The sequence below is a fragment of the Pseudarthrobacter scleromae genome (genome assembly GCF_014644515.1).
GTDB classification, from domain to species: Bacteria; Actinomycetota; Actinomycetes; order Actinomycetales; family Micrococcaceae; genus Arthrobacter; species Arthrobacter scleromae.
On record NZ_BMKV01000002.1, the window covers coordinates 382,923 to 406,050 of the forward strand.

Below are 23,128 nucleotides of genomic sequence, written 5' to 3' on the forward strand. Positions count from 1 at the left end.
CACTTGCTTACTAACTGATATATCAGTGTGAGCTCAATGGTATGATCGGGATCACAGCAGAGTCAATAGCTGGACGAAAGTGACGCGAAGCCCGGCACGGGCAGCCCCGTCACGTCAGCGGAGAACGGAGCGGCGCGTTGAATGCACTTCTTGCCCTGCCTCAGGCGGAGGACGAGGCACCGTCCCAGGCGGAGGCCGCCTACCGGCAGCTGCGGGACAAACTGATCATGCTGGAAATCCGCCCGGGCGAGCCGATCAACGAGGGCCAGGTAGCGGTTGAACTCGGGCTCGGGCGTACCCCCGTGCGGGAGGCCATCAAGCGCCTGGAGGTTGACCACCTGGTCATTTCCTATCCGCGACGCGGCACCTTCGCCACGAACGTCGACTTCACGGAGCTGGCTGATGTCTCGGAAATCCGGGAACTCCTGGAGCCGCTGGCCGCACGCCGGGCGGCCAAAAGGGCCAGTGAAAGCATGCGCCGCGAACTGCTGCAGGTGGCCGACGCCATTGCGGAGCTGGGGCCCGGCCAGGGGGAGTCCCGCGACCTGATGCGGTACGACCTCATGGTGCACCGGCTGATCTACAAGGCGGCCGCGAACCCGCATCTGGAAAGCACCCTGATCCGCTACGACAACCTGGCCACCCGCATCTGGTGCGTGGTGCTGGACAAAGTGCCGTCAGTGAGCGGCCACATCACCGAGCACGTGGACCTGCTCAAGGCGGTGGCCGCCGGCGACGCCGACAAGGCCGCCGAGCTGGCCCTGCACCACGTCACGAGCTTCGAGGAAACCATCCGCAAGGTGCTGTAGCCCCCGGGACGCTCTCTCACCTAATGACGCATAAACCGGGACGCTCTCTCACCTCATGCCGGAGAAACCGGGACGCTCTCTCACTCCTGAAAGGATGGAATGCGCGCCATGCCCGCTGCCACCCGGAACGCACGGGACCGCACTGCCAGGCTCGGCTTCGCCTTCATCGGCGTTCTCCTCATTGCAGTCAACCTTCGGGTGTCCTTCGTCAGCGTGGGGCCGGTCCTGTCCAACATCAGCTCCGACCTTGGCCTGTCCAGCGCCGCGGCAGGTTTCCTGACGGGTCTTCCGCTCATTGCTTTTGCCGTCTTTTCGCCCGTGGCGCCCGGCTTCGCTTCCCGCCTGGGCCTCGACCGTGCGCTGTGGATGTCCCTGCTGATCCTGGCCTCGGGCATCGTGCTCCGCTCCTTGCCTGTGCCCGGCTTCATCTGGCTGGGCACAGCACTCATAGGCCTCGCAATCGCGTTCCTCAATGTCCTGGTCCCTTCGCTGGTGAAGCGGGACTTTCCCACGAGGGTCAGCCAGCTCACCGGAAGCTACACCGCCACCCAGGCTGCCTTCGCCGCCATGGGGGCCGCCGTCGTCGTGCCCGTGGCGCAAACGTCGCCCGCGGGATGGCGCCTTGCCCTCGGTATCTGGGCGGGACTTGCCCTCATCGCCATGGCGGTACTCCTGCCGTGGCTGCGCCGGCACAGCTCCGGCACCATGAGCGCCGCCAAGCCGGACGTGTCCTACCGGTCGCCGTGGACCTCAGCCCTGGGCTGGCAGGTGACCACCTTCATGGGGCTGCAGTCGATCGCCTTCTACGTCCTGATGGCATGGCTGCCCACCATTGAACAAAGCCGGGGCGTCCCGGCCACTACCGCCGGCATCCACCTGTCCGTTTTCCTGCTCATCAGCGTCTTCGCCAGCCTTGCCGCAGGGGGCATCCTTCACCGGGGCTCGGACCAGCGGATCGTTTCCTTCGCCAGCGGCGCGGTCATGGTTGTGACGTTCCTGGGCCTGGCACTTGCGCCGGACCTCATCCTGCTGTGGGTCCTCCTGGGGGCAATCGGATGCGGGAGCCTGATCGTCATTGCCCTGTCGCTGTTCAGCCTCCGGACCGTCAACTACCCGCAGGCGGCATCATTGTCCGGCATGGCGCAGTCCGTCGGCTACGGCATGGCTGCTGTGGGTCCGGTGATGTTCGGCGGGCTGCGCGATCTGAGCGGAGATTGGACCCTTCCCCTCCTGGTCACTGCGGGCATCATGGCCGTCCTCGCCGTGACGGGTGTGCTCGCGGGGCGGAACCGGGTCATCAGCCCTTCGGCGTAGCCCCCGTCAGGCGCGCGCCTGCGCCCGGACGGAGGTCCGTTCCACCGCGGGGCAGTTGATCTTAGCCACCCCGCCCGAGCCGGTTCCGGGTGCCCCATCAAGCCGGAGCAGCATCCGCACACCCGCAGCACCCAGCTCGTAGTGGGGCAGGGACACGGTGGAAAGCGGGGGCCGCAGGTGGGCGGCAATGACTTCCTGGTTGTCGAACCCCACCACGGCCATGTCGTCGGGGATGGACAGGCCGTGCTCGCGCAGTCCGTCGTAGAGGCCCATGGCCATCCGGTCGTTGTAGCAGTACACCGCGGTCGCGCCCCGCGTGAGGAGATCGGAGGTGGCCCCGTAGCCGCCCTCCTGGTCCGGATAGGCTTCCAGCACCAATTCGGGGTCGAAGGGAACACCGGCCTTTTCCAGTGCTTCCCGGTACCCCTGGAGCCGCCCGTCCTTGGCCGGTGCCGGGATGGTGGCGTTGATGAAAGCGATCTTCCGGTGCCCGTGCCCCAGCAGGATTTCCGTGGCTGAGCGGCCGCCCTGCACCTCGTCGGGCACCACGGCCCGGGCGCCCGGCTCGTTGGAGAAGCAGTTGACCAGGACGAAGTCGGCTTCCCGGAGTTGCGCCGGAATGTCCGTCTGGCGGTGGAACCACGTGGAGTAGAGGATGCCGCGGACCTTGTATTCGAGCATCATCTGGATGGCGTCCTGCTCGAGCTCGCCGTTGCCTTCGGTGTTGGCGATGAGGAGGGCGTACCCGTGCTTCCACGCCTCGTCCTGGGCTCCGTGGATGATCTGGCCGGCGAAGGGCGTAGTTGCAACGCCGTCCGCCACCAGCCCGATGAACCGGGACGTGCCGCTGACCAGTGTTTTTGCCATCGCGTTGGGCCGGTAGCCGAGGGTCCGGATGGCGTCCTGCACCCGCCGGCGGGTTTCCTCGGCGATCCGGGCGGCCTTTTTCTTGTTGACCACCAGTGACACCGTGGCTGTGGAAACGCCGGCCGCTTCTGCCACGTCACGGAGGGTGACGGGGTGCGCGCGCTCCGGGGTTTGTGGCGCCCGGGCGGCAGGTGCCGGCGCCTCCGCACCATTCTCCATTGAACTCATCTGCCCTCCTTGAGGAGTATATCCATCCGCCGTTGCCGTCATCCCTTCGTCGCCCCGCTTTCGAGTCCCTGGATCATGGCCTTGTTGAGCACCAGGAACACCAGCAGCAGGGGGGTGATGGTCACGCATACGGCGGCGAACGTTGCCGTCCAGTCCACCTTGCCCATCGCGCCGATGTAGTTCTGCAGGCCCAGCGGAATGGTCTTCAGGTCCTCGGACAGGACGAAGGTGTTGGCGAAGATGAAGTCGTTCCAGATGAAGATGCTGTTCACCAGGACCACGGTCACCACGGTGTTCAGGGACAGCGGCATGGTGATCAGCCCGAAGATCCGGTACGGACCCGCGCCGTCCAGGGACGCTGCCTCGTACGTTTCCTTGGGGATGTACTCGTAGAACGAGCAGAACAGGTAGATGGCCATGGGCAGCGAGAACCCCGCCAGCGGGATGATCATGGACAGGTAGGTGTCCAGCAGGTTCACCGCAGCGTAATCGATGAACAGCGGGACCAGGGCGATCTGCACCGGGACGATGATGCCGATCAGGAACAGCCCGCGGACCAGCTTGCTGAGCCGGAACCCCAGCACCTGGATGGCGTAGGCGGCCATCATGCCCAGCAGGACGATCAGGATGTTCGCCCCCATGGTGACGATGAAGCTGTTCAGGATGTTCCGCCCCAGGTCGCCCGTTTCGAAGGCCCTGGCATAGTTCTCCCACGTCAGGGAGCTGGGCAGGGCAAAGGGATCACCGGTGGCAAAGTCCTGTTCCGTGCGGAGGCTGGTGAGGAACAGCCACGCCAGCGGGTACACCTGCACGATCACGATGAGCATGATCAGCACGCGGGACAGCGTCCGGAACAGGTCGGGCCTGCGCCGGCGGCGCTTTCCGGACGGCCGGACAGGTACGACGGCGGCGGGCGGGGTGGGCGGGGCTGTTTGGGTGATCATGCGTCTGCCTTCCGCTTCAGCAGGAAAAGGATGAGGCCGACGGCGACGAGGCACTCCACCACGATGAACACCGAGATGGTGCTGGCGTAGCCGAAGTCCGTGCTGGTGAACGCCGTCTTGTACATGTACGTGGTGAGCAGTTCCGAGGACTGCCCGGGGCCGCCGTTGGTCATCAGGTAGGGGATGTCGAAGCCGCGCAGCCCGTAGGTGGTGGCCATGATGGTGGTGGTGATCCACACCGGGCGGATGTACGGGAAGCGGATCTTGGTGAACAGCGTCCACCGGGACGCGCCATCCAGGACGGCGGCCTCCTCAAGCTCCTTGGGGACCGCGAGCAGGGCCGCGTAGATGATGAGCATGTACAGCCCGGTGAAACGCCAGCCCTCCGGTGCGGACACCGCCGCAAGGACCGTGTTGACGTCCGAGAGCCACGGCCGCTCCAGGCTGCCGAGGCCCACCCAGTGGAACAGCTGGTTGAGCAGGCCCACGGGCTCCATGGAGTAGATCCGTACGAAGAGGAAGGCGATGGCCACCGTGGAGATGACGGCCGGCAGCAGGTAGAGGGTCTTGATCAGCTCACGCCCGCGGCGGAGCGAGGTGAGGAGGCTGGCCACCACCAGGGCGCCGCCGAGTTGCAGGACCAGGCAGATGGCCAGGTAGACGAGGGCGTTCAGGAACGCCCGCCAGAAGATGTCGTCGGCGACGAACATCCGGACATAGTTGTCCACGCCCACGAACTCCATGTCGCTGATGCCGTTCCAGGAAAAGAAGCTCAGGAACAGGGACTGGAGGATGGGAAAGAGGACTGCTGCGCCGTAAAGGAGCAGCGGTGGAAGCAGGAAGACCAGGACCGAGGTCCGTGACCTGTTGGGCAGCATCCTGTTGGGTTGCATAGCGGGCCTTTCGGGGCCTTGCGGGCGGGGGAACGCTTTCGTTCTTGAGTTCCCCCGCCGCGTTGGTTTCGTGGGGAAGCAGTGCCTACTTGAAGAACTTGGGGGCGTTCTGCGCGATGGCCTTGTCCATGGTTTCGGTGAACTGCTCAGGCGTGATGTTGCCCTGCACCAGCAGCACCAGCTCCTGCTGCAGCCGGCCGTTGGTGGTCGGGTCCAGCTGCGTGTCCCACGGCATGGCCTGCTTGGAACCGAGGCCGTCGGCCTGGTCCAGGGCCTTCTGGTACAGCGGCGTGGCATTGGCCGGGACAACGGTTTCGACGTCCGTGGTGGGGGACAGTGCCCCGGTGGCGGCATATTCAGCGGGGTACTTTTCCAGGGCGAACTTCAGGAAGTCGCTCACCAGGGGATCGTAGGTTGTGGCGTTCACGGCCATGCCGATGCCGGACGGGGACACGAACTCGTTGGCCCCCGTGACGGACCCTGCCGTGGTGGGGAGGGTGAAGAAGTCGATGTCGTTGCGGACGGCCGGGTCCAGCTTGTCCGTGGCCAGGCTGGGCAGTTCCCACGTGCCGATGTTGTACATGGCGGCCTGTCCGGAGGTGAACTGGTTTTGCGCGTCCGAGTAGCCCTGGGCGGAGAATCCGTCCTGGAAGCACTTGGCCTTGCCCAGTTCCGCCATCCAGTTCACGGTCTTCTGGCCGGCAGGATCGCTGAACTTCGCCTCGCCCTTCTTCAGTTTCTGGACGAACTCAGGGCCGGCTTCGCGGAACGGCTGGTAGGCGATGTAGCGCTCAAGCGGCCACTGGTCCTGGCCGTCGATGGCAATGGGGGTGATGCCGGCGCTGCGCAGGGCGGTGCACATGGCCGGGATGTCATCGAGCGATGTTGGCACCGCCACGCCGGCCTTCTCCAGCAGTGCCTTGTTGTACCAGATGAATTCCAGCTCGAACTGGAAGGGGATCATGTACAGGGACCCGTCGTCGAAGCGCTGGTAGTCCAGCGCGCCCGGACGGTAGTTGTCGTAGACGTCCAGTGACTCCAGCAGCTTCTCGGCGTCCACCATCTTGCCCTGCTCGGCCAGCTGCTGGGCGAACGGCGTTGCGTCCGTATCGAACAGTTCGGGCAGCTTGTTGGCAGCCGCCAGGGTCTCGAGTTTCTGGATGTAGGAGGGCCGGTCCGGGGTGGTGATCAGGTTGAGCTCAAAGCCCGGGTGGTCCTTGGCGTAGTCGTCGGCGAGCTTTTTCATGATGTTGATGACCGCGCCGTCGGCAGGGCGGGAGAGCAGCCACGAGATCTCGCGGGCCTTGATCTCGCCGGTGGGGCTGACGTTGGACGGGTCGGTGGAGCTCGCGCCCCCGCAGGCTGTCAGGGCCAGGGCTGTGACGGCTGCGGCAGCGGCAGCGCGGAACATGTTCTTCATATGGGTCAATCTCCCTTGATTGGAACGGAGGATGGGTGTTGGGGGTATTCAGTTGTCGGTGCGCTTGCGTACGTCGAAATCCGTGACGGTCACGGTGCCCTCGCCGGCGAACACGCCTATTCCGCCGGCGGGGAGGTCGTAGATGCGGGTGCTGAGGGCCACCTGGCGGTCCACGACGGCGACGCACAGGTCGCCGTCGACCACCACTTCCAGCGTGTGGCTGCCGGGGGAGAGGTCGCAGGGGCGTTCCAGTTCGACGGCGTAGGGAACGTCGCCTGAGACATGCCACTGGGCTTCCCCGGTGATGGTCCGGGGCCACCGGTCGAACACCAGGCGTCCGCGCTTCGGTTCGAGGCGGAGGACGTAGGAGTGGTCGCTGTCCGGGCTGGAGCGCAGCAGGAGCCCGCATTCCGTGGTGCCCGGCTGGATGTCCAGCACCGCTTTGGCATAGAACTGCGTGGGCAGGTCGTGTGCCGTGACGGCGGCGCTGTAGGAGTCCGGCACGTCCAGCCGGATGGGCAGCGGGCTCTCCAGCTCGAGCGGGACCGCGTCCCAAAAGCTGTCCACAAGCTCGTCCGCCAGGCCGAACGCCAGCGTCCCGTCGGGGTTCTGCCGTGCCTCCAGGACGGACATGGTGCCCGCCCACTGCCACGCGCCGTCGTCGCGATTGCCTTCCTTGCTGGCAATCCAGCCGAAGAAGAACCGCCGGCCGTCCCGCTCCGCTGTTTTGGAGGCGTAGAACGCGCGCCCGTCGATGCTGTCCGGGTCCGGAACTGTCCACGGCCCCGTGGGGCTCTTGGCCATCCGGTACCGGGTGGTGAACGTTTCGGAAAACTCCGAGTAGGCCATGTACCACCACCCGTTCCATTCGAAGACGTCCGGGCATTCATGCGTGATGTACCTGCGGGGATCCCAGAACGGGTCCGTGTGCTCCCACGTCATCAGGTCCGTGGAAACGCACTGGGCGATGACCCCGCGGCGGCGTTCGGGACCGTCGGAGTGCCGGGCCGCCAGGAGCATCCGCCACAGGCCGGCCGCCTCGTCATGGAAGACGAAGGGGTCCCGCCAGTCCGCTGACTCGTAGCCGTCCGGTGCGCCGAACGTAAGCTCCGGGTGCTTGACCCATGTGTTCATGCCGTCCGTGCTGGTGGCGTGCATGACCAGCTGCAGGGGCAGGCCGTCCGTCCCGAGATTGCCCGGGTTCTGGCCTGTGTAGAACAGGTGGTGGACGCCTGAGTCGTCCGCAATGACGCTGCCTGTGTAGCAGTTGAAGTCCAGGTCTTCCGTGGTTCCGTGGGGCAGGGCCACCCCGTGGTCCTGGAACTGGGTGAGGTCCTTGGTGGTCACCAGGTTCCAGGCCGTTCCGGGCTTCGGGTCGGCGCGGACCTCGTGAAGGTAGAAGAGCCAGAACTCCCCGTCCTTCTGGAAAGGGATAAGGTCTCCAACCCATGCGTCGGCGGGCTGGAAGAAGACTGGGTAGCTCATCGGCGTTGATGTCCATTTCTGCTAAAGCGTTTGATCACCATGAAGTTAGCGTGAAATGGAACGCTGATCAAGCGTTTTAGCAAAAATTGTCCGGAAGGATTCTTTCGGCCGATTTGTGACGGGGGCCACTTTTGCTGAAACGCTTGACCGCGGAGACACCGCTCGGTATGTTCTTCTGCTAAAGCGCTTAAGCAGCCGGTGGCCCAATCAGCGAACCACTGGAGGTTCCATCACCCCGAGCGCCCGGCGAAGCCGCCGCCCCCTGAGAGGAAGTCAACGATGACACATGCCTTTTCCCGTCGCCACGTCCTGCAAGGCACCGGAGCAGGAGCACTCGCCCTGTTCACGTCCGGTGCCGGCGCAAGCGCCGCATCGGCCTCACCGGCCCGGGCGGCGCAGGGCTCGCAGCGGGCCGTCTACCACATGACGCCGCCGTCCGGCTGGCTGTGTGACCCGCAGCGCCCGGTGTTCCTGGACGGCAAGTACCACCTCTATTACCTGCACTCCACGCAAAACAACGGCCAAGGCGGCTGGGACCACGCCACCACGGCAGATGGCGTGGCGTTCACCCACCACGGGGATGCGCTGCCGCTGCAGCCCGACTTCCCCGTATGGTCCGGATCTGCCGTGGTGGACACCGCCAACACGGCGGGCTTCGGCGCGGGGGCCGTCGTGGTCCTTGCCACCCAGCCCACCGGCGGCATCCGCAAGTACCAGGAGCAGTACCTCTACTGGTCAACCGACGGCGGCTACACGTTTACTGTGCTGCCGGACCCGGTGATCGTGAACACGGACGGGAGGGCCGCCACCACGCAGGCGGAAATCGACAATGCTGAATGGTTCCGGGACCCGAAGATCCACTGGGACGCGATGCGGAACGAGTGGGTCTGCGTGATCGGCCGGGCGCGGTATGCGGCCTTCTATACTTCCCCGAATCTGCGTGACTGGCAGCTGAAGCGCAACTTCGACTTCCCCAACCCCGCGCTGGGCGGCATCGAATGCCCCGACCTGTTCGAGATGACGGCCGACGACGGCACCAGCCATTGGGTGCTCGGCGCCAGCATGGACGCCTACGGCATCGGGCTGCCCATGACCTACGCCTACTGGACCGGCACGTGGGATGGGGAGCAGTTCCTGGCTGACGACGTCGCCAATCCACAGTGGCTGGACTGGGGCTGGGACTGGTACGGAGCGGTGACATGGCCGGCTGCAGAGGCGCCCGCAACACGGCGGTACGCGATTGGGTGGATGAACAACTGGAAGTACGCCGCCCGCGACGTTCCCACGGATGCGTCCGACGGGTACAACGGGCAGAACTCGATCGTGCGGGAGCTGCGCCTGGAACGCCAGGGCGGTGGCTGGTACAGCCTGCTCAGCAGTCCCGTCACGGCGCTCTCGAACTACGCCGGCTCCACCACCGCGTTCCCGGCCCGGACGGTTAACGGCAGCTATGTCCTGCCCTGGAACGGCCGCGCGTACGAACTGGAGCTCGACATTTCCTGGGAGGCCGCGGCGAACATCGGGGTCTCTGTGGGCCGCTCTGCCGACGGCGCCCGGCACACGAACGTCGGCAAGTACGGCAATGAGCTGTACGTGGACCGTGCGCCCTCGGATCTTGCCGGCTTCTCACTGCTGCCGTTCACGCGTGCGGCAGCGCCCATCGACGCCGCCGCGCGGTCCGTCCACCTGCGGATCTTCGTGGACACCCAAAGCGTGGAGGTGTTCGTCAACGCCGGCCACACGGTGCTCTCGCAGCAGGTGCACTTCGCCGACGGCGACACCGGGATCTCCTTCTACACCGACGGCGGGCCTGCAACGTTCTCCGGCACCACCATCCGGTCCTTCCAGTAGCCGGCCACGGGAAGCGGCGGCCCCCACGCATCGGTGGGGGCCGCCGTCGGCATTGCAGCCGGTTCAGCAGCCGGCCGGAAAACCAGCTGCCGGCAGGAAGAATCAGATGATGGCAGCCTTCAGTTCCTTGGCCGCCAGGGCGGGGTCCCCGGCGCTGTAGATGGAACCGCCCACAACGGCCACGTCCGCGCCGGCGCGCTGCACGGCCCCGATGGTGGAGATGTTCACGCCCCCGGCCACGGAGAAGGGTACGCGGGCTTCTTCTCCGGCGCCCAGCAGGACGTTCAGGTTGTAGCCGGGCAGTGCCTGCTCGTCCAGGCCGGCATGGAACTCGATGAACTGGGCGCCCAGCACCCGGGCTTCCTTGGCGCGTGACACCTTGTCCGCAACGCCGATCAGGTCCACCACCACGCCCTTGTTGTGGGCCTTGGCGGCCTTGACGGCGCCGGCGATGGTGGAGTCGTCCGCGCTGCCCAGGACGGACACCAGGTCCGCGCCCGCGTTGAAGGCGATGTCGGCCTCGAGTTCGCCGGCATCCATGGTCTTCATGTCCGCGAAGACAATCTTGTCCGGATGGGCCGTCTTGATGGCGGTTACGGCGGAGAGGCCTGCGTTCTTGATCAGCGGGGTGCCGAGCTCGATGATGTCCACGGACTCGGCAACCTTGCCGGCCAGGTCCAGGGCGGCCTCGACGGTGAGGACATCCATGGCTACTTGCAGTTTCATGTGGGGGATCGCTTTCTGTTGTTTCCTGCGTTTTAGGGTGGGGAGGGGAAGGGCAATTACTCGAGGTTTGCGTGCCGCAGCCAAAGGTCCTCCGCCGCGGACGTGTCCTCGTCCCACAGGCTTTGGAACACCGCCTCGGTGGCGGCGAACAGCACCTGCTCAAAGAGGCTGCCCGAGTACTGCCGCGTGAGCGCCGAGCCGTGATCGGTCTTCCGGGCGGCAGGAATGATCACGACGGCGGCAGCAGCGGCCGCCAGCGGGGAACCTTGGGCAGTGGTGTAGGCAGCCACGCGGGCGCCGTGGGCGGCTGCGGTTTCCGCGGCTTTGACGACGCCGGCCGTGGTGCCGGAGCCGGAAGCCGCGAGGAGCAGGTCGCCGGCGCGGATCGCGGGTGCCGTTGTCTCGCCGACCACATGGACCGTCAGGCCCAGGTGCATGAGCCGCATGGCCGCCATCTTCAGGACCAGGCCGCTGCGGCCGGCGCCCGCCACGAAGATCCGGTCCGCCAGCCGAAGCTCGGTCACCAGCGCGGCCACCTCCAGCGGGTCGACCTGCTCCAATACTGAGCCGATCTCGCCCAGGACGAGGCCCCGGTTGTGGTGGAAAGCCCGCGCTGTTCCCGTCAGGGCCGCCGGGCCTGCTTCTGTGGTGGCGTTCATGCGTGTACCTCCTTGGATAATGGTGCCCTTCCATGCTCGCCCGCCCTGGGGGTGGGTGAAACGGCATGATGGGACGGTCCTGCCCACCCGAAGGGGTAGGTACACCTCGGGCGGCCCGCCTACACTGGACGGGTGGAACACCCAGACGCTCCCCTGCTCCGGTCAATTGCTGCCCTGGCAACGGCACCCCTGTTGGACATGGCGCACCGGTTGCGCGAGGCTGCCCGCCCCTACATCACGTCCAGCGCGCTGGTGATTTTCACGGAGGACTGCACCGGCCGGCCGCAGAAGAAGGCCGGTGACGAGGCCATCATCAGCCGGGTGTCCATAGCGGAGCTGGATGCCATCCGGGCAACGCTCGTGGAAGCGGGCGACGCCGGCAGCTGGAGCGGGGACGCCACGTTCGGCGGCGGCGTTCGCCGGGTCCTCGCGGTGTCCTCGCCGAGCAACGCGCTCCTGGTCCTCTCGGACCCGCAGCCCGTCGGGCCGGAGGCGCAGTGGATCCTGCACTACCTTTGGACCCTCGCATCTGAACGGATCCGCGAAAAGGTGGCTGATGCGCCGCCGTCGTACCTCATCGAATCACGCGCCGCCTCGGCGGAACGCCTGCGGGTAACCGCTGAACTGGTGGACCAGCACTCCACCACCCTCGAAACGCTGCTCGCGGCGCTGAGGTCGCCTTCGCTGGAGGACGCCGCGGCCCGGACTGCGGCAACGGACGTCGCGGCCAGGGCATTGGTGGGCCTCCGCACCCTCAGCGACCGCACCACCGGCCTCGTGGAGGAACCGGTGGCCTCCGCTTTCCAGCGCCTTCGCGAGGACCTCCGGCCGCTGATGGGCTTCAGCGGCATCGACGTCCAGTTCATCGAACCGCCCGTGAACGGCCGCGCGCTGCCCGGCGAGGTGGCACACGCCGCCAGGGCGATTGTCCGCGGCCTGGTCCTCGCCATGGTGGACCAGCAGGGCGTCCGCCGGATCCGCACGCAATGGGATTGCGACGGCGTGAACCTCCTCATCAACGTGCGCGACGACGGCCCGGGCGAGCTTTCCGCGTCGGCGCCTGCCATGGCGCGCCTGGTCCAGCGAGTTGAAGCGCTGGACGGGAGCATGGGCGTGGACGTGATGCCCGGCTGGGGCGCCGACGTGGCCGTGGCGATTCCGCTGGACCCACCCGCCCGGCCGCTGGCCGACGTCGCCCAGTGGAACCTGGGGGAGCGCGAGGTGGAGGTCCTCCAGCTCTTGGCCGCCGGCCAGCGGAACCGGGGGATCGCCGCGAAACTCCACATCAGCGAGAACACCGTGAAGTTCCACCTGCGCAACCTCTACCGGAAGATCGGCGCATCGTCGCGCACTGAGGCGATGGCGCTCGCCCACAGCAACGGCCTGCGCTGATTTCACCGGCCGGTGATTTTGGGGCGCCGCTGATTTCACGCGGCGCTTGCTACTTGAGAGTATTAGTCATGGCTTCGAACAATGAGCGCGAACCCGACGTCGATGGTGAAGCGGGCCACGGCGGCGTCCAGTCCGTGGACCGTGCCCTCGCGGTCCTTGAGATCCTGGCACGGGACGGCCACGCCGGCGTGAGCGACATTGCCGAGGAAATGGGCATCCACAAATCCACTGTTTCGCGGCTGCTGGGCTCACTGGTGAGCCGGGAAATGGTCCACCAGAACAGTGAGCGCGGGAAGTACCAGCTGGGCTTCGGCATCCTCCGGCTGGCAAGCTCCATCCCCGGACGCCTGAGCCTGGTGCGGGAGGCCCGGCCGGTCATGGAGGCCCTGGCGGACCAGTTCAAGGAGACGGTGAACCTCGCCGTGCTGCGCTCCAATTACGCGGTGAACGTGGATCAGGCGATGGGGCCGTCAACCCTGGCCACGTATGACTGGGTGGGCAGCCTGACCCCGCTGCACGCCACCTCGAGCGGCAAAGTCCTGCTGGCGGCACTCTCCGCGGATGACCGGGACCGGATCCTGAAGGAGACAGGGCTTCCTGCACGCACGCCCCGCACCATCACCAGCCGCAAAGAGCTCGAAGCCGAGCTGGTCAACGTGGCCCGGGACGGCTACGCCGTGACCCGGGAGGAATTCGAAATCGGGATCAACGCCATGTCCGTGCCGGTGTACAGCCACCTGGGAACGGTCATTGGCGCCATCAGCATCTCCGGCCCGGCCTTCCGCTTCGATCCTGGGAAGGAACCGGGGCTGGCAGAAGGCCTCAAGGAGGCAGGCCTCCAGGTGAGCGCCAAGATGGGCTACACCCGCCGGTAATGCGCCAGGGGCCAGGTCAGGTTCCCCGCCAGGGTCCGTAAGCAGGATAAGGACGCTGCCGAACGCCACGACTCCGCGCGCCGGTGGCGCTCAGAGATCCTCTTCGAGGCGGGCGGTAAGGATCCGGTTGGCATTGGCCTGCAGGATGCGGAGCGACTCCTGGATCAGAGGTGAGGCGATGCTGCCCCTGCGCACCGCGGCGACGATGCGGCGCGTGGGTTTTCCCTTGCCGGTGATACGTAGCCGAACCACGTTCTCAGCACCATGCAAAGGCGCCAGCCGGGGCAGCAGGCCGACGCCCAGCCCCGCACCCACGAATGCGATGTGGGTTTCCCACTCAACGGCTTCATGGGCAATCCGCGGTGTCACCCCGACTGCCGTGAATGCCGCCGTGAAGAGGGAATGGTAGGCGGAACCGGCGGCCTCCGTGATCCAGGGCTCCGACGCCAGCTCCTCAAGCGTCGCCGTTTCCCGTGACGCCAGCGGATGGTCGCCGGGAATGATCACGTCCAATGGATCGTCGAGCAGGACTTTCTGCTCGAAGCGCGGATCGTCCTCACCGTAACTGTCGGACTGCATGGCCACAATGACTGCAAGGTCGATTCGTTCGGCAATCAACAAATCGAAGCAGCGGGCCGGTTCAGCCTCAAGAACCTGCACCTCCAGCAGGGGGTGTGTTGAGTGCAGGGTGGCGGCCAGCGGCGCGAGCAAGTGGGCGGCTGCAGAGGAGAATCCGCCGAGTCCAAAATGGGCCTGCACCTGGTCGCCGGCCTCCATGGCCGCGGCGCGCAGGCCCTCCCACTGGGCAATGAGGGGATCCGAGCCCGCCACGAGAAAACGTCCTGTGGCGGTAAGCCGCACGCCCCGGCCGTCTTTTGTCAGCAGCTGCATTCCAAGCACGCGCTGGAGCTCCCGTAACTGCGCGGAGACGGCGGAAGGGGAATAGCCCGTGAGCTCAGCGGTCCCGCCTATGGTGCCGCACCGGGCGAAGACGCGGAGCGTGATGAGTCGCGCATCGATCATGCACCTATTCTGCAGGGTAATCTTCAATATTTTGCGCTTTTCTTGCAGCGCTTGTGACCCTAATCTCAACACAACGAGTACTTCGACCACTGCCGGTACCACCCCCGCACCCTTGGTCAACACGCAACACCCACTACCCATGCCTCCCGGGAGGAAACCCATGACTGCTTCAGTGAACGTGCCCCTCAATTCACGCGGAAAAATCGCTGCATCATTGCCTGCCGAGCAGCTGGCCGAGATTACCGCGCTGTTTGAGTTCCGTCGCACCGGCTACTCCCTCGATGCCCCCTTCTACACCGATCCCTCCATCTTCAAGATCGACATGGAGGCGATTTTCGGCCAGCACTGGATCTTTGCCGCCAGCACCGCCGAACTGCCCGAGCCGGGCGACTACGTCACCGTCGACTACGGGCCCTACTCCCTGATTGTGCTGCGCAACGACGACGGCGGCGTGAACGTCCTGCACAACGTCTGCCGCCACCGCGGCGCCCGCGTCCTGACCGAGACTGCCGGGTCAACCGGAAACCTGGTCTGCGGCTACCACTCCTGGACCTACTCCCCGGAGGGCAACCTGATCCATGCCTCCGCGCCTGGGGAAGCGAAGTTCGACAAGAGCTGCTTCGGCCTCAAGCGCGCCCACGGCCGCGAGGTCGCCGGACTCATCTTCGTCTGCATCGCGGATGAACCGCCAGCGGACTTCGACGAAACCGCGAAGATCTTCGAGCCCTACCTGGCGCCCCACGATCTCTCGAAGACAAAAATCGCCTACCAGCAGAACATCATCGAAGAGGGCAACTGGAAGCTCGTCATGGAGAACAACCGTGAGTGCTACCACTGTGACGGCCACCCCGAGCTCGCCTGCTCCCTCTTCCCCACCTGGGGCCTGACGGAGGGCCTGATCCCGACCCACCTTGAGGAAGTGTGGGACCGGAACAAGGAAGCCCAGTCCTCCCTCGAGGAGCGTTGCCGCCGCTATGGCCTTCCCTATGAGGTGGTCGAGCAGCTTGACACGCGCATCGCGGGAATCCGCATCTCACGGGAATCACTCGATGGAGAGGGCGAATCGTTCTCCGCGGACGGGCGGAGGCTTTCCAAGAAGCTGCTCGGGGACTTGCCCGACTTCCGCCTGGGCCGCTGTTCCATGCACCTGCAGCCCAACAGCTGGTTCCATTTCCTCGGCGACCACGTCATCACGTTCGGTGTCTTCCCCATCAACGAACACCAGAGCCTCGTACGCACCACGTGGCTGGTGGCTGACGACGCCGTGGAAGGCGTGGACTACGACCTGGAGAAGCTCACCTACACCTGGAAGCAGACGAACCTGCAGGACAAGGCGTTCGTGGAGCTCTGCCAGCAGGGTGCCGGCAGCCCCGCTTACGAGCCAGGTCCCTACATGAAGAGCGAATACCAGGTCGAGGCATTCATCAACTGGTACGTGCAGCGCGTGCAGGAGCACTTGGCATGATTGAAGTCCTCACTGAAACGGCAGTCCAGGAACCGCAGCGTATCCGGGGTCTGGAGATGCCGTGGAACAGGGTGATGGGAAGCACCGAGACACCCGCCCGGGCAGCCCGTGCATTGGGCCCGTGGCATCCGCAGGAGTTCATGGCCGAATGTGTCGAGACCGTTCCCGAGGCCGGGGGCATGATGACCTTTGTGTTCCGCCGCTGCGACGGTGCGCCCTTGGCGTTCCGTGCCGGCCAGTACGTGAACGTCGCATTCCCCGTGAATGGCGAGGGCCAGGAACCGGTGGACCGCAGCTACTCGCTGTCCAGTTCGCCCACCGAGCCGTGGACCTTCAACATCACCGTCAAGTGTGACCCTACGGGGCTGGTCTCGCCGTGGGTGCACGATAACGTCAAACCCGGCACCGTTCTTGAGATGCTGGGGCCGGTGGGGGCATTCCACCTGCCCGATGCCGACCGGCGGGCACGCTATCTCTTGCTGGCCGCCGGCGCAGGCATCACTCCCATCATGTCCATGGTGCGGACCATCCATTCCCTGCCCGGACACGCCGATGTTGTGGTGCTCTACCACGGCTCGGATGCTGCCGGCTTTGCCTTTCACCGGGAATTGGCCTACATCGCCTCCGTGGACTCACGCGTCAAGGTCTACTACTCCCTGGGGGACCGCAGCGTACCGGAGGGGTGGGAAGGACTCAGCGGAAGGCTGACGGCGGCCATGCTCGAGGAGGTGGCTCCGGACGCCAACGGCCGCCAGGTGTACGCATGTGGTCCCGAGGGTTACCTGAACACCGCCACCGAACTGCTCAAGAAGGTCGGCGTCGACGACACTTCCATCTACATGGAGTTCTTTTCGGGAGACCGCCAGACGCTCCTTGAATACCAGGCGGAGGTGGCATTCGCAGCCGACGTCGCGGAAGAGATCGCCGAGGAGATCGCCGAATCAGCCGAGGACTACTTTGAAAGCCAGCCCGCCGCGTTCGGGCTCTACGAGCCTGGTTACGACGCCGACGGAACCCTGCCGGCCTCGGGGCTGCCGCTGGAAGTCATCAACCAGGACGCACCCGGCCCCGACCCCTCCGCCGACACCCCGGGCGGGGAGCCGGAGGCCGGTTCCCCTGACGCCTCGAGCTTCGACACGGTGGGAACAGGCAGCCTCACCATGTCCTTCATGCGTACCGGCATCAATGTGCGGATCGACCCCACCGAGCACATCCTCGAGGCAGCCCAGCGTGCGGGTGTCCGCATTGGCGCGAACTGCAAGGAAGGCATGTGCGGCTCCTGCAAAGTCGTCAAGCTTTCCGGGGAGATCGAGATGAACCACCAGGGCGGGATCCGGGCACGGGAAATCTCCGCAGGCAAGTTCCTGCCCTGCTGCTCCGTTGCGCAGACGGACCTGGTGATCGATGCCTGACCCCTGTTCGGGCCCAGTGTCAAGGCGTAGCCGAACCCCTGAAATAGGGCTTAAGAAATCGGAAAAACCTTGACACGCGGCTGCGGCCGGGGCCACTCTGTTGCTTATTACGAGACGCGTTGATCCTTGTGGAACAACAGCCCGATCACAGCAAAGCTGATTCTGCTGACTGAATGCCAGGAAGCACTGGATCTTCCGCCCGGCGTGGGGACGCCGGAGCACTGCGCCAGCCCATGAATTCAAACCAAAGGACTTGACATGGCTTTGAACAGCGACATCCGCCCGGATGCCCAATCCCCCCTTGAGCTGGAGGAGCCCACACCCGTTCCTTCACAGGAGAACCCTCTTTCCGCCCACGACTCACACGACGCGGAGGACACCCAGCAGATCATGCAGGAACTCCGCCAGACCAAGGCCGAACAGGCTGTGGCGGAGCGGCGGAACCGTAAGCTCACCCTCGACAAGGCCACCTTTGGCATCACCGGCATCCTGGCCCTGGCGTTCGTGGCCTGGGGCTTCCTGGGCCGGGACAGCCTGGCCGCAACCTCAACCGTCGCGTTGGACTGGGTGATGGAATACACCGGCTGGCTCTTTATGGTGCTGGCCTCGCTGTTCGTCGTTTTTGTCCTCTGGCTGGCCCTCGGAAAATGGGGCAACATCCCGCTGGGCAAGGACGGGGAACGGCCCGAATTCCGGACGGTCTCATGGATCGCCATGATGTTCGCCGCCGGCATGGGTATCGGCCTGATGTTCTACGGCGTGGCCGAGCCGCTGTACCACTACATCGCCCCACCGCCCGGCACCGTGGACGGCCGGACGCCCGCTGCCATCCAGACGGCCATGGCCACCTCCATCTTCCACTGGACCCTGCATCCCTGGGCGATGTACGCCGTCGTCGGAATCGCCATGGCCTATGGCACCTACCGCCTGGGGCGCAGGCAACTGATCTCCGCGGCCTTTACGTCCCTGTTCGGCATCAGGACGGTGGAAGGGCCGGTAGGAAAGTTCATCAACATCCTGGCAATCTTCGCCACGCTGTTCGGCACGGCGGCCTCCCTGGGACTCGGCGCCCTGCAGATCGGCAGCGGGCTGAGCTCGAACGGCTGGATGGGCGAGGTGGGTACGCCCGTCCTCGTGGCCATTGTCGCCGTCCTGACCGCCTGCTTCGTGGCCTCAGCAGTGTCCGGCATCAGCCGCGGCATCCAGTGGCTGTCCAACATCAACATGGTCCTGGCCGTGGTCCTGGCCCTCATCGTCTTCATCGCCGGCCCCACACTCTTCATCCTCAACCTCATCCCTGCCGCAGTGGGGGACTACGCCCGGGACCTGGCCGAGATGTCCTCCCGCACCGAGGCAGTCGGCGACGAAGCCCTGCGCACCTGGATGTCCGGCTGGACCATTTTCTACTGGGCATGGTGGGTGTCCTGGACGCCTTTCGTAGGCATGTTCATCGCCCGGATCAGCCGCGGCCGCACCATCCGGCAGTTCGTCACCGGCGTCCTGCTGGTCCCCAGCGTTGTCAGTGTCATCTGGTTCGGCATCTTTGGCGGTGCCGCGTTCAAGGTCCAGGAGAAAGCGGACCAGGCGGGCCAGCCGGGACTGGTGGCCATGACTGACGGAGCACCATCCATCGACTTCGACGGAGCACTGTTCGACCTCGTCAACAACCTGGCCATGCCGGGCTGGCTGACCGGAGCAGTCATTGTCCTGGCCATGGTCCTGGTGGGAATCTTCTTCGTCACCGGCGCCGACTCGGCGTCCCTGGTGATGTCCTCCCTGAGCTCCAACGGTTCGGCCGAACCAAAACGCGGACTGGTCATCTTCTGGGGCCTGCTCACCGGCGCCGTGGCGGCAGTGATGCTGCTCGCCGGAGGCGACAAGCCCTCGGAGGCGCTGTCCGGGCTGCAACGCATCACCATCGTCGCGGCCCTGCCGTTCGTGCTGGTCATGCTGCTGCTCTGCTTCGCCCTGGTCAAGGACCTGCGCCGGGATCCGCTGTCCCTGCGGCGGCGACTGGCTGACTCAGTGGTGGAACGCGCCATCCGGACCGGCGTGGACCAGCACGGCGGCGTCCAGTTCGATCTCGTGACCCAGCATCAATGTGACCAGCGCTGTTCCGAGGACGGCCCCTGCGCCGCTTCCCCCGGTGACACCCAAGCCCCCGCAAAGAACCAGGAGTAGACCATGACCACAGTCCTCGAGGGCCGCCCCACCGCCAACGCGACGGCGGAAGCCGGCGCTGTCCCCAGCGTCCGCAGTACCGGCACCGCACAGTACGTCCTCACGCTTGCATGCCCGGAGCGCCCCGGAATCGTCCGGGCGATCACCGCATTCCTCGCTGACCGCGGCTTCGACATCGTTGAACACCAGCAGTTCGATGACCACATGAGCGGCAAGCTCTACCTTCGCACGGCCTTCACCCCGGGAGACAAGGAAGTTTCCGCGGAAGGCCTCAGCGCAGAGTTCGCCGCCACTGCCGATGAGTTCGACATGGAGTTCGCCATCCACGACGGCAGCCCCCAGCGCGTGCTGGTGATGGTCTCGAAGTTCGGCCACTGCCTCAACGACCTCATCTTCCGGTGGCGCGCCGGAAGCCTGGGTGCGGAGATCGCCGTCGTGGTGTCCAACCACGAGGACCTCCGCCCCATGGCTGAAGCTGCAGGACTGCCCTTCATCCACGTCCCTGTGACCGCCGAAACCAAGCCCCAGGCCGAGGCGCGCCTGCTGGAACTGGTCGAGGAGTACCAGGCAGACCTGGTGGTCCTGGCCCGCTACATGCAGGTCCTCTCGGACGGCCTCAGCAAGACCCTTCGCGGCCGCGCCATCAACATCCACCATTCCTTCCTGCCGGGGTTCAAAGGGGCCAAGCCGTACCACCAGGCCTACGACCGCGGCGTGAAACTCATCGGAGCCACCGCACACTACGTCACCGCAGACCTGGACGAGGGCCCGATCATCGAGCAGGAAGTGTTCCGGGTGGACCACAGCCTGGACCCGAATGCACTTGTCACTGTCGGCAGGGACGCCGAATCGCAGGCACTGTCCCGCGCCGTCAAGTGGCACTGCCAGCACAGGGTCCTGCTCAACAACACCCGCACCGTCGTCTTCCGCTAACGCGAACACCAGGAGAACTACTTATGAGCGCATCACCACGCGTTGTCATCATCGGCGCCGGCATCGTCGGAACCAACCTTGCCGACGAACTCGCCACCCGGGGCTGGACCAACATCACGGTGGTGGAACAGGGCCCGCTGGAACTTGCCGGCGGCTCCACCTCGCACGCGCCGGGCCTGGTGTTCCAAAACAACCCGTCACGGACCATGACGGAATTCGCCACGTACACCGTGAACAAACTGCTGGCCCTGAGCAAGGACGGCCAGTCCTGCTTCAACCAGGTGGGCGGCCTGGAGCTGGCAACCACCCCCGAGCGCCTCGCCGACCTGAAGCGCAAAATGGGCGTCATGACCTCCTGGGGCGTCGAAAGCCGGATCGTGGACGCCGACGAGTGCGAAAAGATCTACCCCCTCCTGAACACCGGCAAGCTCACCGGCGGCCGCGAAGTCCTGGGCGGCCTGCTCATCCCCACCGACGGCCTGGCCCTGGCCGCCCGTGCGGTGCAGCTGCTGATCGAGCGCTCCAGCGAGGCCGGCGTGAAGTACCAGGGCAACACCACCGTGACCGGCATCGCCCAGGAGGGCGGCAAAGTGACCGGCGTGGAAACGGACAACGGACTGATCCCGGCGGACATCGTGGTGTCATGTGCAGGTTTCTGGGGCCGTGAACTCGGCAAGATGGTGGGCCTGGAAGTCCCGCTGCTGCCGCTGGCCCACCAGTACGCCATCAGCAACCCGCTGCCCGAACTCGAGGGCGTCAACGAGCTCCCTAAGGGCGCCAGCAAGCCCATCCTGCGCTACCAGGACAAGGACCTGTACTACCGCGAATGGGGCGACCGCATCGGCATCGGCAGCTACGCCCACCGCCCCATGCCGGTGGACATGTCCGCCCTGCCGAAGGTCTCCGCAGAGGAAATGTCGGACCACCGCATGCCCTCCCGCCTCGATTTCACCCTGGAAGATTTCCTGCCCGCGTGGGAGGACAGCCAGGACCTGCTGCCGGCGCTGCGCAACTCCGGGATCCAGGACGGCTTCAACGGCATCTTCTCCTTCACTCCGGACGGCGGCCCGCTCATGGGCGAGGCTCCCGACCTGCAAGGCCTGTTCGTGGCCGAAGCCGTCTGGGTGACACACTCCGCCGGTGTGGCCAAGGCAATGGCGGAGCTCCTGGTGGACGGCCACCCCCAGACGGACCTGCACGGCTGCGAGCTCACCCGGTTCGAAAAGGTGCAGACCTCCGACGCGTACGTCAGCGAAACGTCCCAACAGAACTTCGTGGAAATCTACGACATCCTGCACCCGCTCCAGCCCAAGGAATCCCCGCGGGACCTGCGTGTCAGCCCGTTCAACGTCCGGCAGAAGGAGCTGGGGGCCTTCTTCCTGGAGTCCGCCGGCTGGGAGCGTCCGCACTGGTTCGAGGCCAACCGCGGCCTGCTGGAGGAGCTTCCCGCAGAGTGGCAGGCGCCGGAGCGCGACGAGTGGTCCGCCATGTTCTCTTCCCCCATCTCTGCGGCCGAAGCGTGGAAGACGCGTACCGCCGTCGGACTTTTCGACATGACGCCCCTGAAGCGGCTCTCCGTGGTGGGTCCCGGCGCGCAGGCGCTGCTGCACCGGCTCAGCACGGGCAACATCGCCAAGAAGCCAGGTGCCGTGACGTACTGCCTGCTCCTCGAGCACGACGGCGGCATCCGCAGTGACGTGACGGTGGCGCGGCTGGCGGAGGAGGACTTCCAGCTGGGCGTCAACAGCAACGTGGACTTCGACTACCTCCGGGTGGAGGCCCGGAAGCAGTCGGCTGCCGATCCCGCACAGTGGGTGCATGTTTCCGACATCACCGGCAGCACCTGCTGCATCGGGCTGTGGGGGCCGCTGGCCCGCGAAGTGATCGGCAAGGTCTGCTCCGACGACCTGACCAACGACGGGCTCAAGTACTTCCGCACCAAGGAAATCTCCGTTGGCGGCATCCCCGTCACGGCCATGCGGCTCTCCTACGTGGGCGAGCTCGGCTGGGAGCTGTACACCACCGCCGAATACGGGCTGAAGCTGTGGGACCTGCTGTTTGAGGCGGGCCGGGAACACGGCATCATCGCCGCCGGCCGCGGCGCGTTCAACAGCATGCGGCTCGAGAAGGGCTACCGGCTGTGGGGCACGGACATGACCTCGGAACACCACCCGTACCAGTCCGGCCTGGGCTTCTCAATTGCCAAGGACAAGACCGGGTTCGTGGGGTGTGAGGCCCTTGCTGCGCGCAAGGAGCAGCCTTCCGCGCGGGAGCTGCGGTGCCTGACGGTCGACGACGGCACGTCCCTCGTGCTGGGCAAGGAACCGGTGTACGTGGACGGTTCCGCAGCTGGGTACGTCACGAGCGCCGCCTACGGTTACTCCGTGCGGAAGCCGATCGCGTACGCGTGGCTGCCCGCCTCGGTGTCCGTCGGTGATTCGGTGGAGGTTGAGTACTTCGGCAAGCGCATCGCCGCCACGGTCTCTGCCGAGCCGCTGTTCGATCCGGGCATGGAGCGCCTCCGGGGCTAGCCCCGGAACCGGTCCGTAGCTGTCATCGGAAACCGGGGGCCCCGAACAGGCGGCCCCCGGTTTTTCGTGTGCTGGCTCGGTTTCCGCCTCAATGTCAGACCCCCTTGCCATGATGGGTTT

18 protein-coding genes are annotated in these 23,128 nt (G+C 65.7%); 10 read left to right on the forward strand and 8 right to left on the reverse strand.

Annotated elements, in window-relative coordinates; genetic code table 11:
• Positions 1-137 precede the first annotated feature (137 nt).
• A complete protein-coding gene (locus IEX33_RS06645; protein ID WP_188728769.1) occupies positions 138-809 on the forward strand; it encodes a GntR family transcriptional regulator in 672 nt (223 codons plus the stop codon).
• Positions 810-917: 108 nt separating this feature from the next.
• The gene (locus IEX33_RS06650; protein WP_188728771.1) at positions 918-2,123 is read left to right on the forward strand and encodes an MFS transporter; all 1,206 of its coding nucleotides are present in this window, start codon (positions 918-920) and stop codon (positions 2,121-2,123) included.
• Between the two features lie 6 nt (positions 2,124-2,129).
• On the opposite strand, the gene IEX33_RS06655 is transcribed toward IEX33_RS06650, so the two are convergent.
• The 5 genes from IEX33_RS06655 to IEX33_RS06675 form a co-directional block, all read right to left on the reverse strand.
• A complete protein-coding gene (locus IEX33_RS06655; RefSeq protein ID WP_188728773.1) occupies positions 2,130-3,218 on the reverse strand; it encodes a LacI family DNA-binding transcriptional regulator in 1,089 nt (362 codons plus the stop codon).
• A 38-nt stretch (positions 3,219-3,256) separates the two neighbouring features.
• On the reverse strand, positions 3,257-4,162 hold the full coding sequence (locus IEX33_RS06660) for a carbohydrate ABC transporter permease (RefSeq protein ID WP_188728775.1): 906 nt from the start codon (positions 4,160-4,162) through the stop codon (positions 3,257-3,259).
• Positions 4,159-5,040: a carbohydrate ABC transporter permease gene (locus IEX33_RS06665; RefSeq protein ID WP_188729205.1), complete on the reverse strand. Its 882-nt coding sequence runs from the start codon at positions 5,038-5,040 to the stop codon at positions 4,159-4,161. Before IEX33_RS06665 ends, IEX33_RS06660 begins: the two co-directional genes overlap by 4 nt.
• A gap of 100 nt (positions 5,041-5,140) precedes the next feature.
• Complete coding sequence (locus tag IEX33_RS06670) at positions 5,141-6,475, reverse strand: ABC transporter substrate-binding protein (RefSeq protein ID WP_188728777.1); 1,335 nt, start codon at positions 6,473-6,475, stop codon at positions 5,141-5,143.
• A 48-nt stretch (positions 6,476-6,523) separates the two neighbouring features.
• Positions 6,524-7,960 carry a family 43 glycosylhydrolase gene (locus IEX33_RS06675; RefSeq protein WP_188728779.1) on the reverse strand — a complete coding sequence of 479 codons (1,437 nt, stop codon included), beginning with the start codon at positions 7,958-7,960 and terminating at the stop codon, positions 6,524-6,526.
• A 279-nt stretch (positions 7,961-8,239) separates the two neighbouring features.
• Between IEX33_RS06675 and IEX33_RS06680 the strand changes: the two genes are divergently transcribed.
• Positions 8,240-9,811: a glycoside hydrolase family 32 protein gene (locus IEX33_RS06680; RefSeq protein WP_188728781.1), complete on the forward strand. Its 1,572-nt coding sequence runs from the start codon at positions 8,240-8,242 to the stop codon at positions 9,809-9,811.
• 102 nt (positions 9,812-9,913) lie between these two features.
• Here IEX33_RS06680 and hxlA read toward each other — a convergent pair whose 3' ends face one another.
• Complete coding sequence (gene hxlA, locus IEX33_RS06685; protein WP_188728783.1) at positions 9,914-10,537, reverse strand: 3-hexulose-6-phosphate synthase; 624 nt, start codon at positions 10,535-10,537, stop codon at positions 9,914-9,916.
• 56 nt (positions 10,538-10,593) lie between these two features.
• A complete protein-coding gene (gene hxlB / locus IEX33_RS06690) occupies positions 10,594-11,196 on the reverse strand; it encodes a 6-phospho-3-hexuloisomerase (RefSeq protein WP_188728784.1) in 603 nt (200 codons plus the stop codon).
• Between the two features lie 132 nt (positions 11,197-11,328).
• Here hxlB and IEX33_RS06695 point away from each other — a divergent pair, with 132 nt between their 5' ends.
• The gene (locus tag IEX33_RS06695) at positions 11,329-12,588 is read left to right on the forward strand and encodes a helix-turn-helix transcriptional regulator (protein WP_229675263.1); all 1,260 of its coding nucleotides are present in this window, start codon (positions 11,329-11,331) and stop codon (positions 12,586-12,588) included.
• Positions 12,589-12,656: 68 nt separating this feature from the next.
• Positions 12,657-13,463 carry an IclR family transcriptional regulator gene (locus IEX33_RS06700; RefSeq protein ID WP_188728786.1) on the forward strand — a complete coding sequence of 269 codons (807 nt, stop codon included), beginning with the start codon at positions 12,657-12,659 and terminating at the stop codon, positions 13,461-13,463.
• Positions 13,464-13,553: 90 nt separating this feature from the next.
• On the opposite strand, the gene IEX33_RS06705 is transcribed toward IEX33_RS06700, so the two are convergent.
• Positions 13,554-14,486: a LysR family transcriptional regulator gene (locus tag IEX33_RS06705; protein WP_104185765.1), complete on the reverse strand. Its 933-nt coding sequence runs from the start codon at positions 14,484-14,486 to the stop codon at positions 13,554-13,556.
• Between the two features lie 160 nt (positions 14,487-14,646).
• On the opposite strand from IEX33_RS06705, the gene IEX33_RS06710 reads away from it, so the two are divergent.
• From IEX33_RS06710 to IEX33_RS06730, 5 genes are all read left to right on the forward strand, one after another.
• Positions 14,647-15,951, forward strand: a complete 1,305-nt coding sequence (locus IEX33_RS06710; RefSeq protein ID WP_188728788.1) for an aromatic ring-hydroxylating oxygenase subunit alpha — start codon at positions 14,647-14,649, stop codon at positions 15,949-15,951.
• Positions 15,948-17,363, forward strand: coding sequence for a ferredoxin reductase (locus IEX33_RS06715; protein ID WP_188728791.1), 1,416 nt, complete (start codon positions 15,948-15,950; stop codon positions 17,361-17,363). The genes IEX33_RS06710 and IEX33_RS06715 overlap by 4 nt, the downstream gene beginning before the upstream one ends.
• A 258-nt stretch (positions 17,364-17,621) precedes the next feature.
• The gene (locus IEX33_RS06720; protein WP_188728793.1) at positions 17,622-19,544 is read left to right on the forward strand and encodes a BCCT family transporter; all 1,923 of its coding nucleotides are present in this window, start codon (positions 17,622-17,624) and stop codon (positions 19,542-19,544) included.
• Positions 19,545-19,547: 3 nt separating this feature from the next.
• Entirely contained in the window at positions 19,548-20,477 is a 930-nt protein-coding gene (gene purU, locus IEX33_RS06725) for a formyltetrahydrofolate deformylase (RefSeq protein ID WP_188728795.1), read from the forward strand.
• A gap of 23 nt (positions 20,478-20,500) precedes the next feature.
• A complete protein-coding gene (locus tag IEX33_RS06730) occupies positions 20,501-23,008 on the forward strand; it encodes a GcvT family protein (protein ID WP_188728797.1) in 2,508 nt (835 codons plus the stop codon).
• The last annotated feature ends 120 nt before the right edge of the window (positions 23,009-23,128 follow it).

Coding starts and splice junctions, on each gene's coding strand:
- IEX33_RS06730 (WP_188728797.1), top strand. CDS start 20,501: ATGAGCGCATCACCACGCGTTGTCATCATCGGCGCCGGCATCGTCGGA.
- IEX33_RS06700 (WP_188728786.1), top strand. CDS start 12,657: ATGGCTTCGAACAATGAGCGCGAACCCGACGTCGATGGTGAAGCGGGC.
- IEX33_RS06665 (WP_188729205.1), bottom strand. CDS start 5,040: ATGCTGCCCAACAGGTCACGGACCTCGGTCCTGGTCTTCCTGCTTCCA.
- IEX33_RS06650 (WP_188728771.1), top strand. CDS start 918: ATGCCCGCTGCCACCCGGAACGCACGGGACCGCACTGCCAGGCTCGGC.
- hxlB (WP_188728784.1), bottom strand. CDS start 11,196: ATGAACGCCACCACAGAAGCAGGCCCGGCGGCCCTGACGGGAACAGCG.
- IEX33_RS06710 (WP_188728788.1), top strand. CDS start 14,647: ATGACTGCTTCAGTGAACGTGCCCCTCAATTCACGCGGAAAAATCGCT.
- IEX33_RS06705 (WP_104185765.1), bottom strand. CDS start 14,486: ATGATCGATGCGCGACTCATCACGCTCCGCGTCTTCGCCCGGTGCGGC.
- IEX33_RS06675 (WP_188728779.1), bottom strand. CDS start 7,960: ATGAGCTACCCAGTCTTCTTCCAGCCCGCCGACGCATGGGTTGGAGAC.
- purU (WP_188728795.1), top strand. CDS start 19,548: ATGACCACAGTCCTCGAGGGCCGCCCCACCGCCAACGCGACGGCGGAA.
- IEX33_RS06720 (WP_188728793.1), top strand. CDS start 17,622: ATGGCTTTGAACAGCGACATCCGCCCGGATGCCCAATCCCCCCTTGAG.
- IEX33_RS06715 (WP_188728791.1), top strand. CDS start 15,948: ATGATTGAAGTCCTCACTGAAACGGCAGTCCAGGAACCGCAGCGTATC.
- IEX33_RS06680 (WP_188728781.1), top strand. CDS start 8,240: ATGACACATGCCTTTTCCCGTCGCCACGTCCTGCAAGGCACCGGAGCA.
- IEX33_RS06670 (WP_188728777.1), bottom strand. CDS start 6,475: ATGAAGAACATGTTCCGCGCTGCCGCTGCCGCAGCCGTCACAGCCCTG.
- hxlA (WP_188728783.1), bottom strand. CDS start 10,537: ATGAAACTGCAAGTAGCCATGGATGTCCTCACCGTCGAGGCCGCCCTG.
- IEX33_RS06655 (WP_188728773.1), bottom strand. CDS start 3,218: ATGAGTTCAATGGAGAATGGTGCGGAGGCGCCGGCACCTGCCGCCCGG.
- IEX33_RS06660 (WP_188728775.1), bottom strand. CDS start 4,162: ATGATCACCCAAACAGCCCCGCCCACCCCGCCCGCCGCCGTCGTACCT.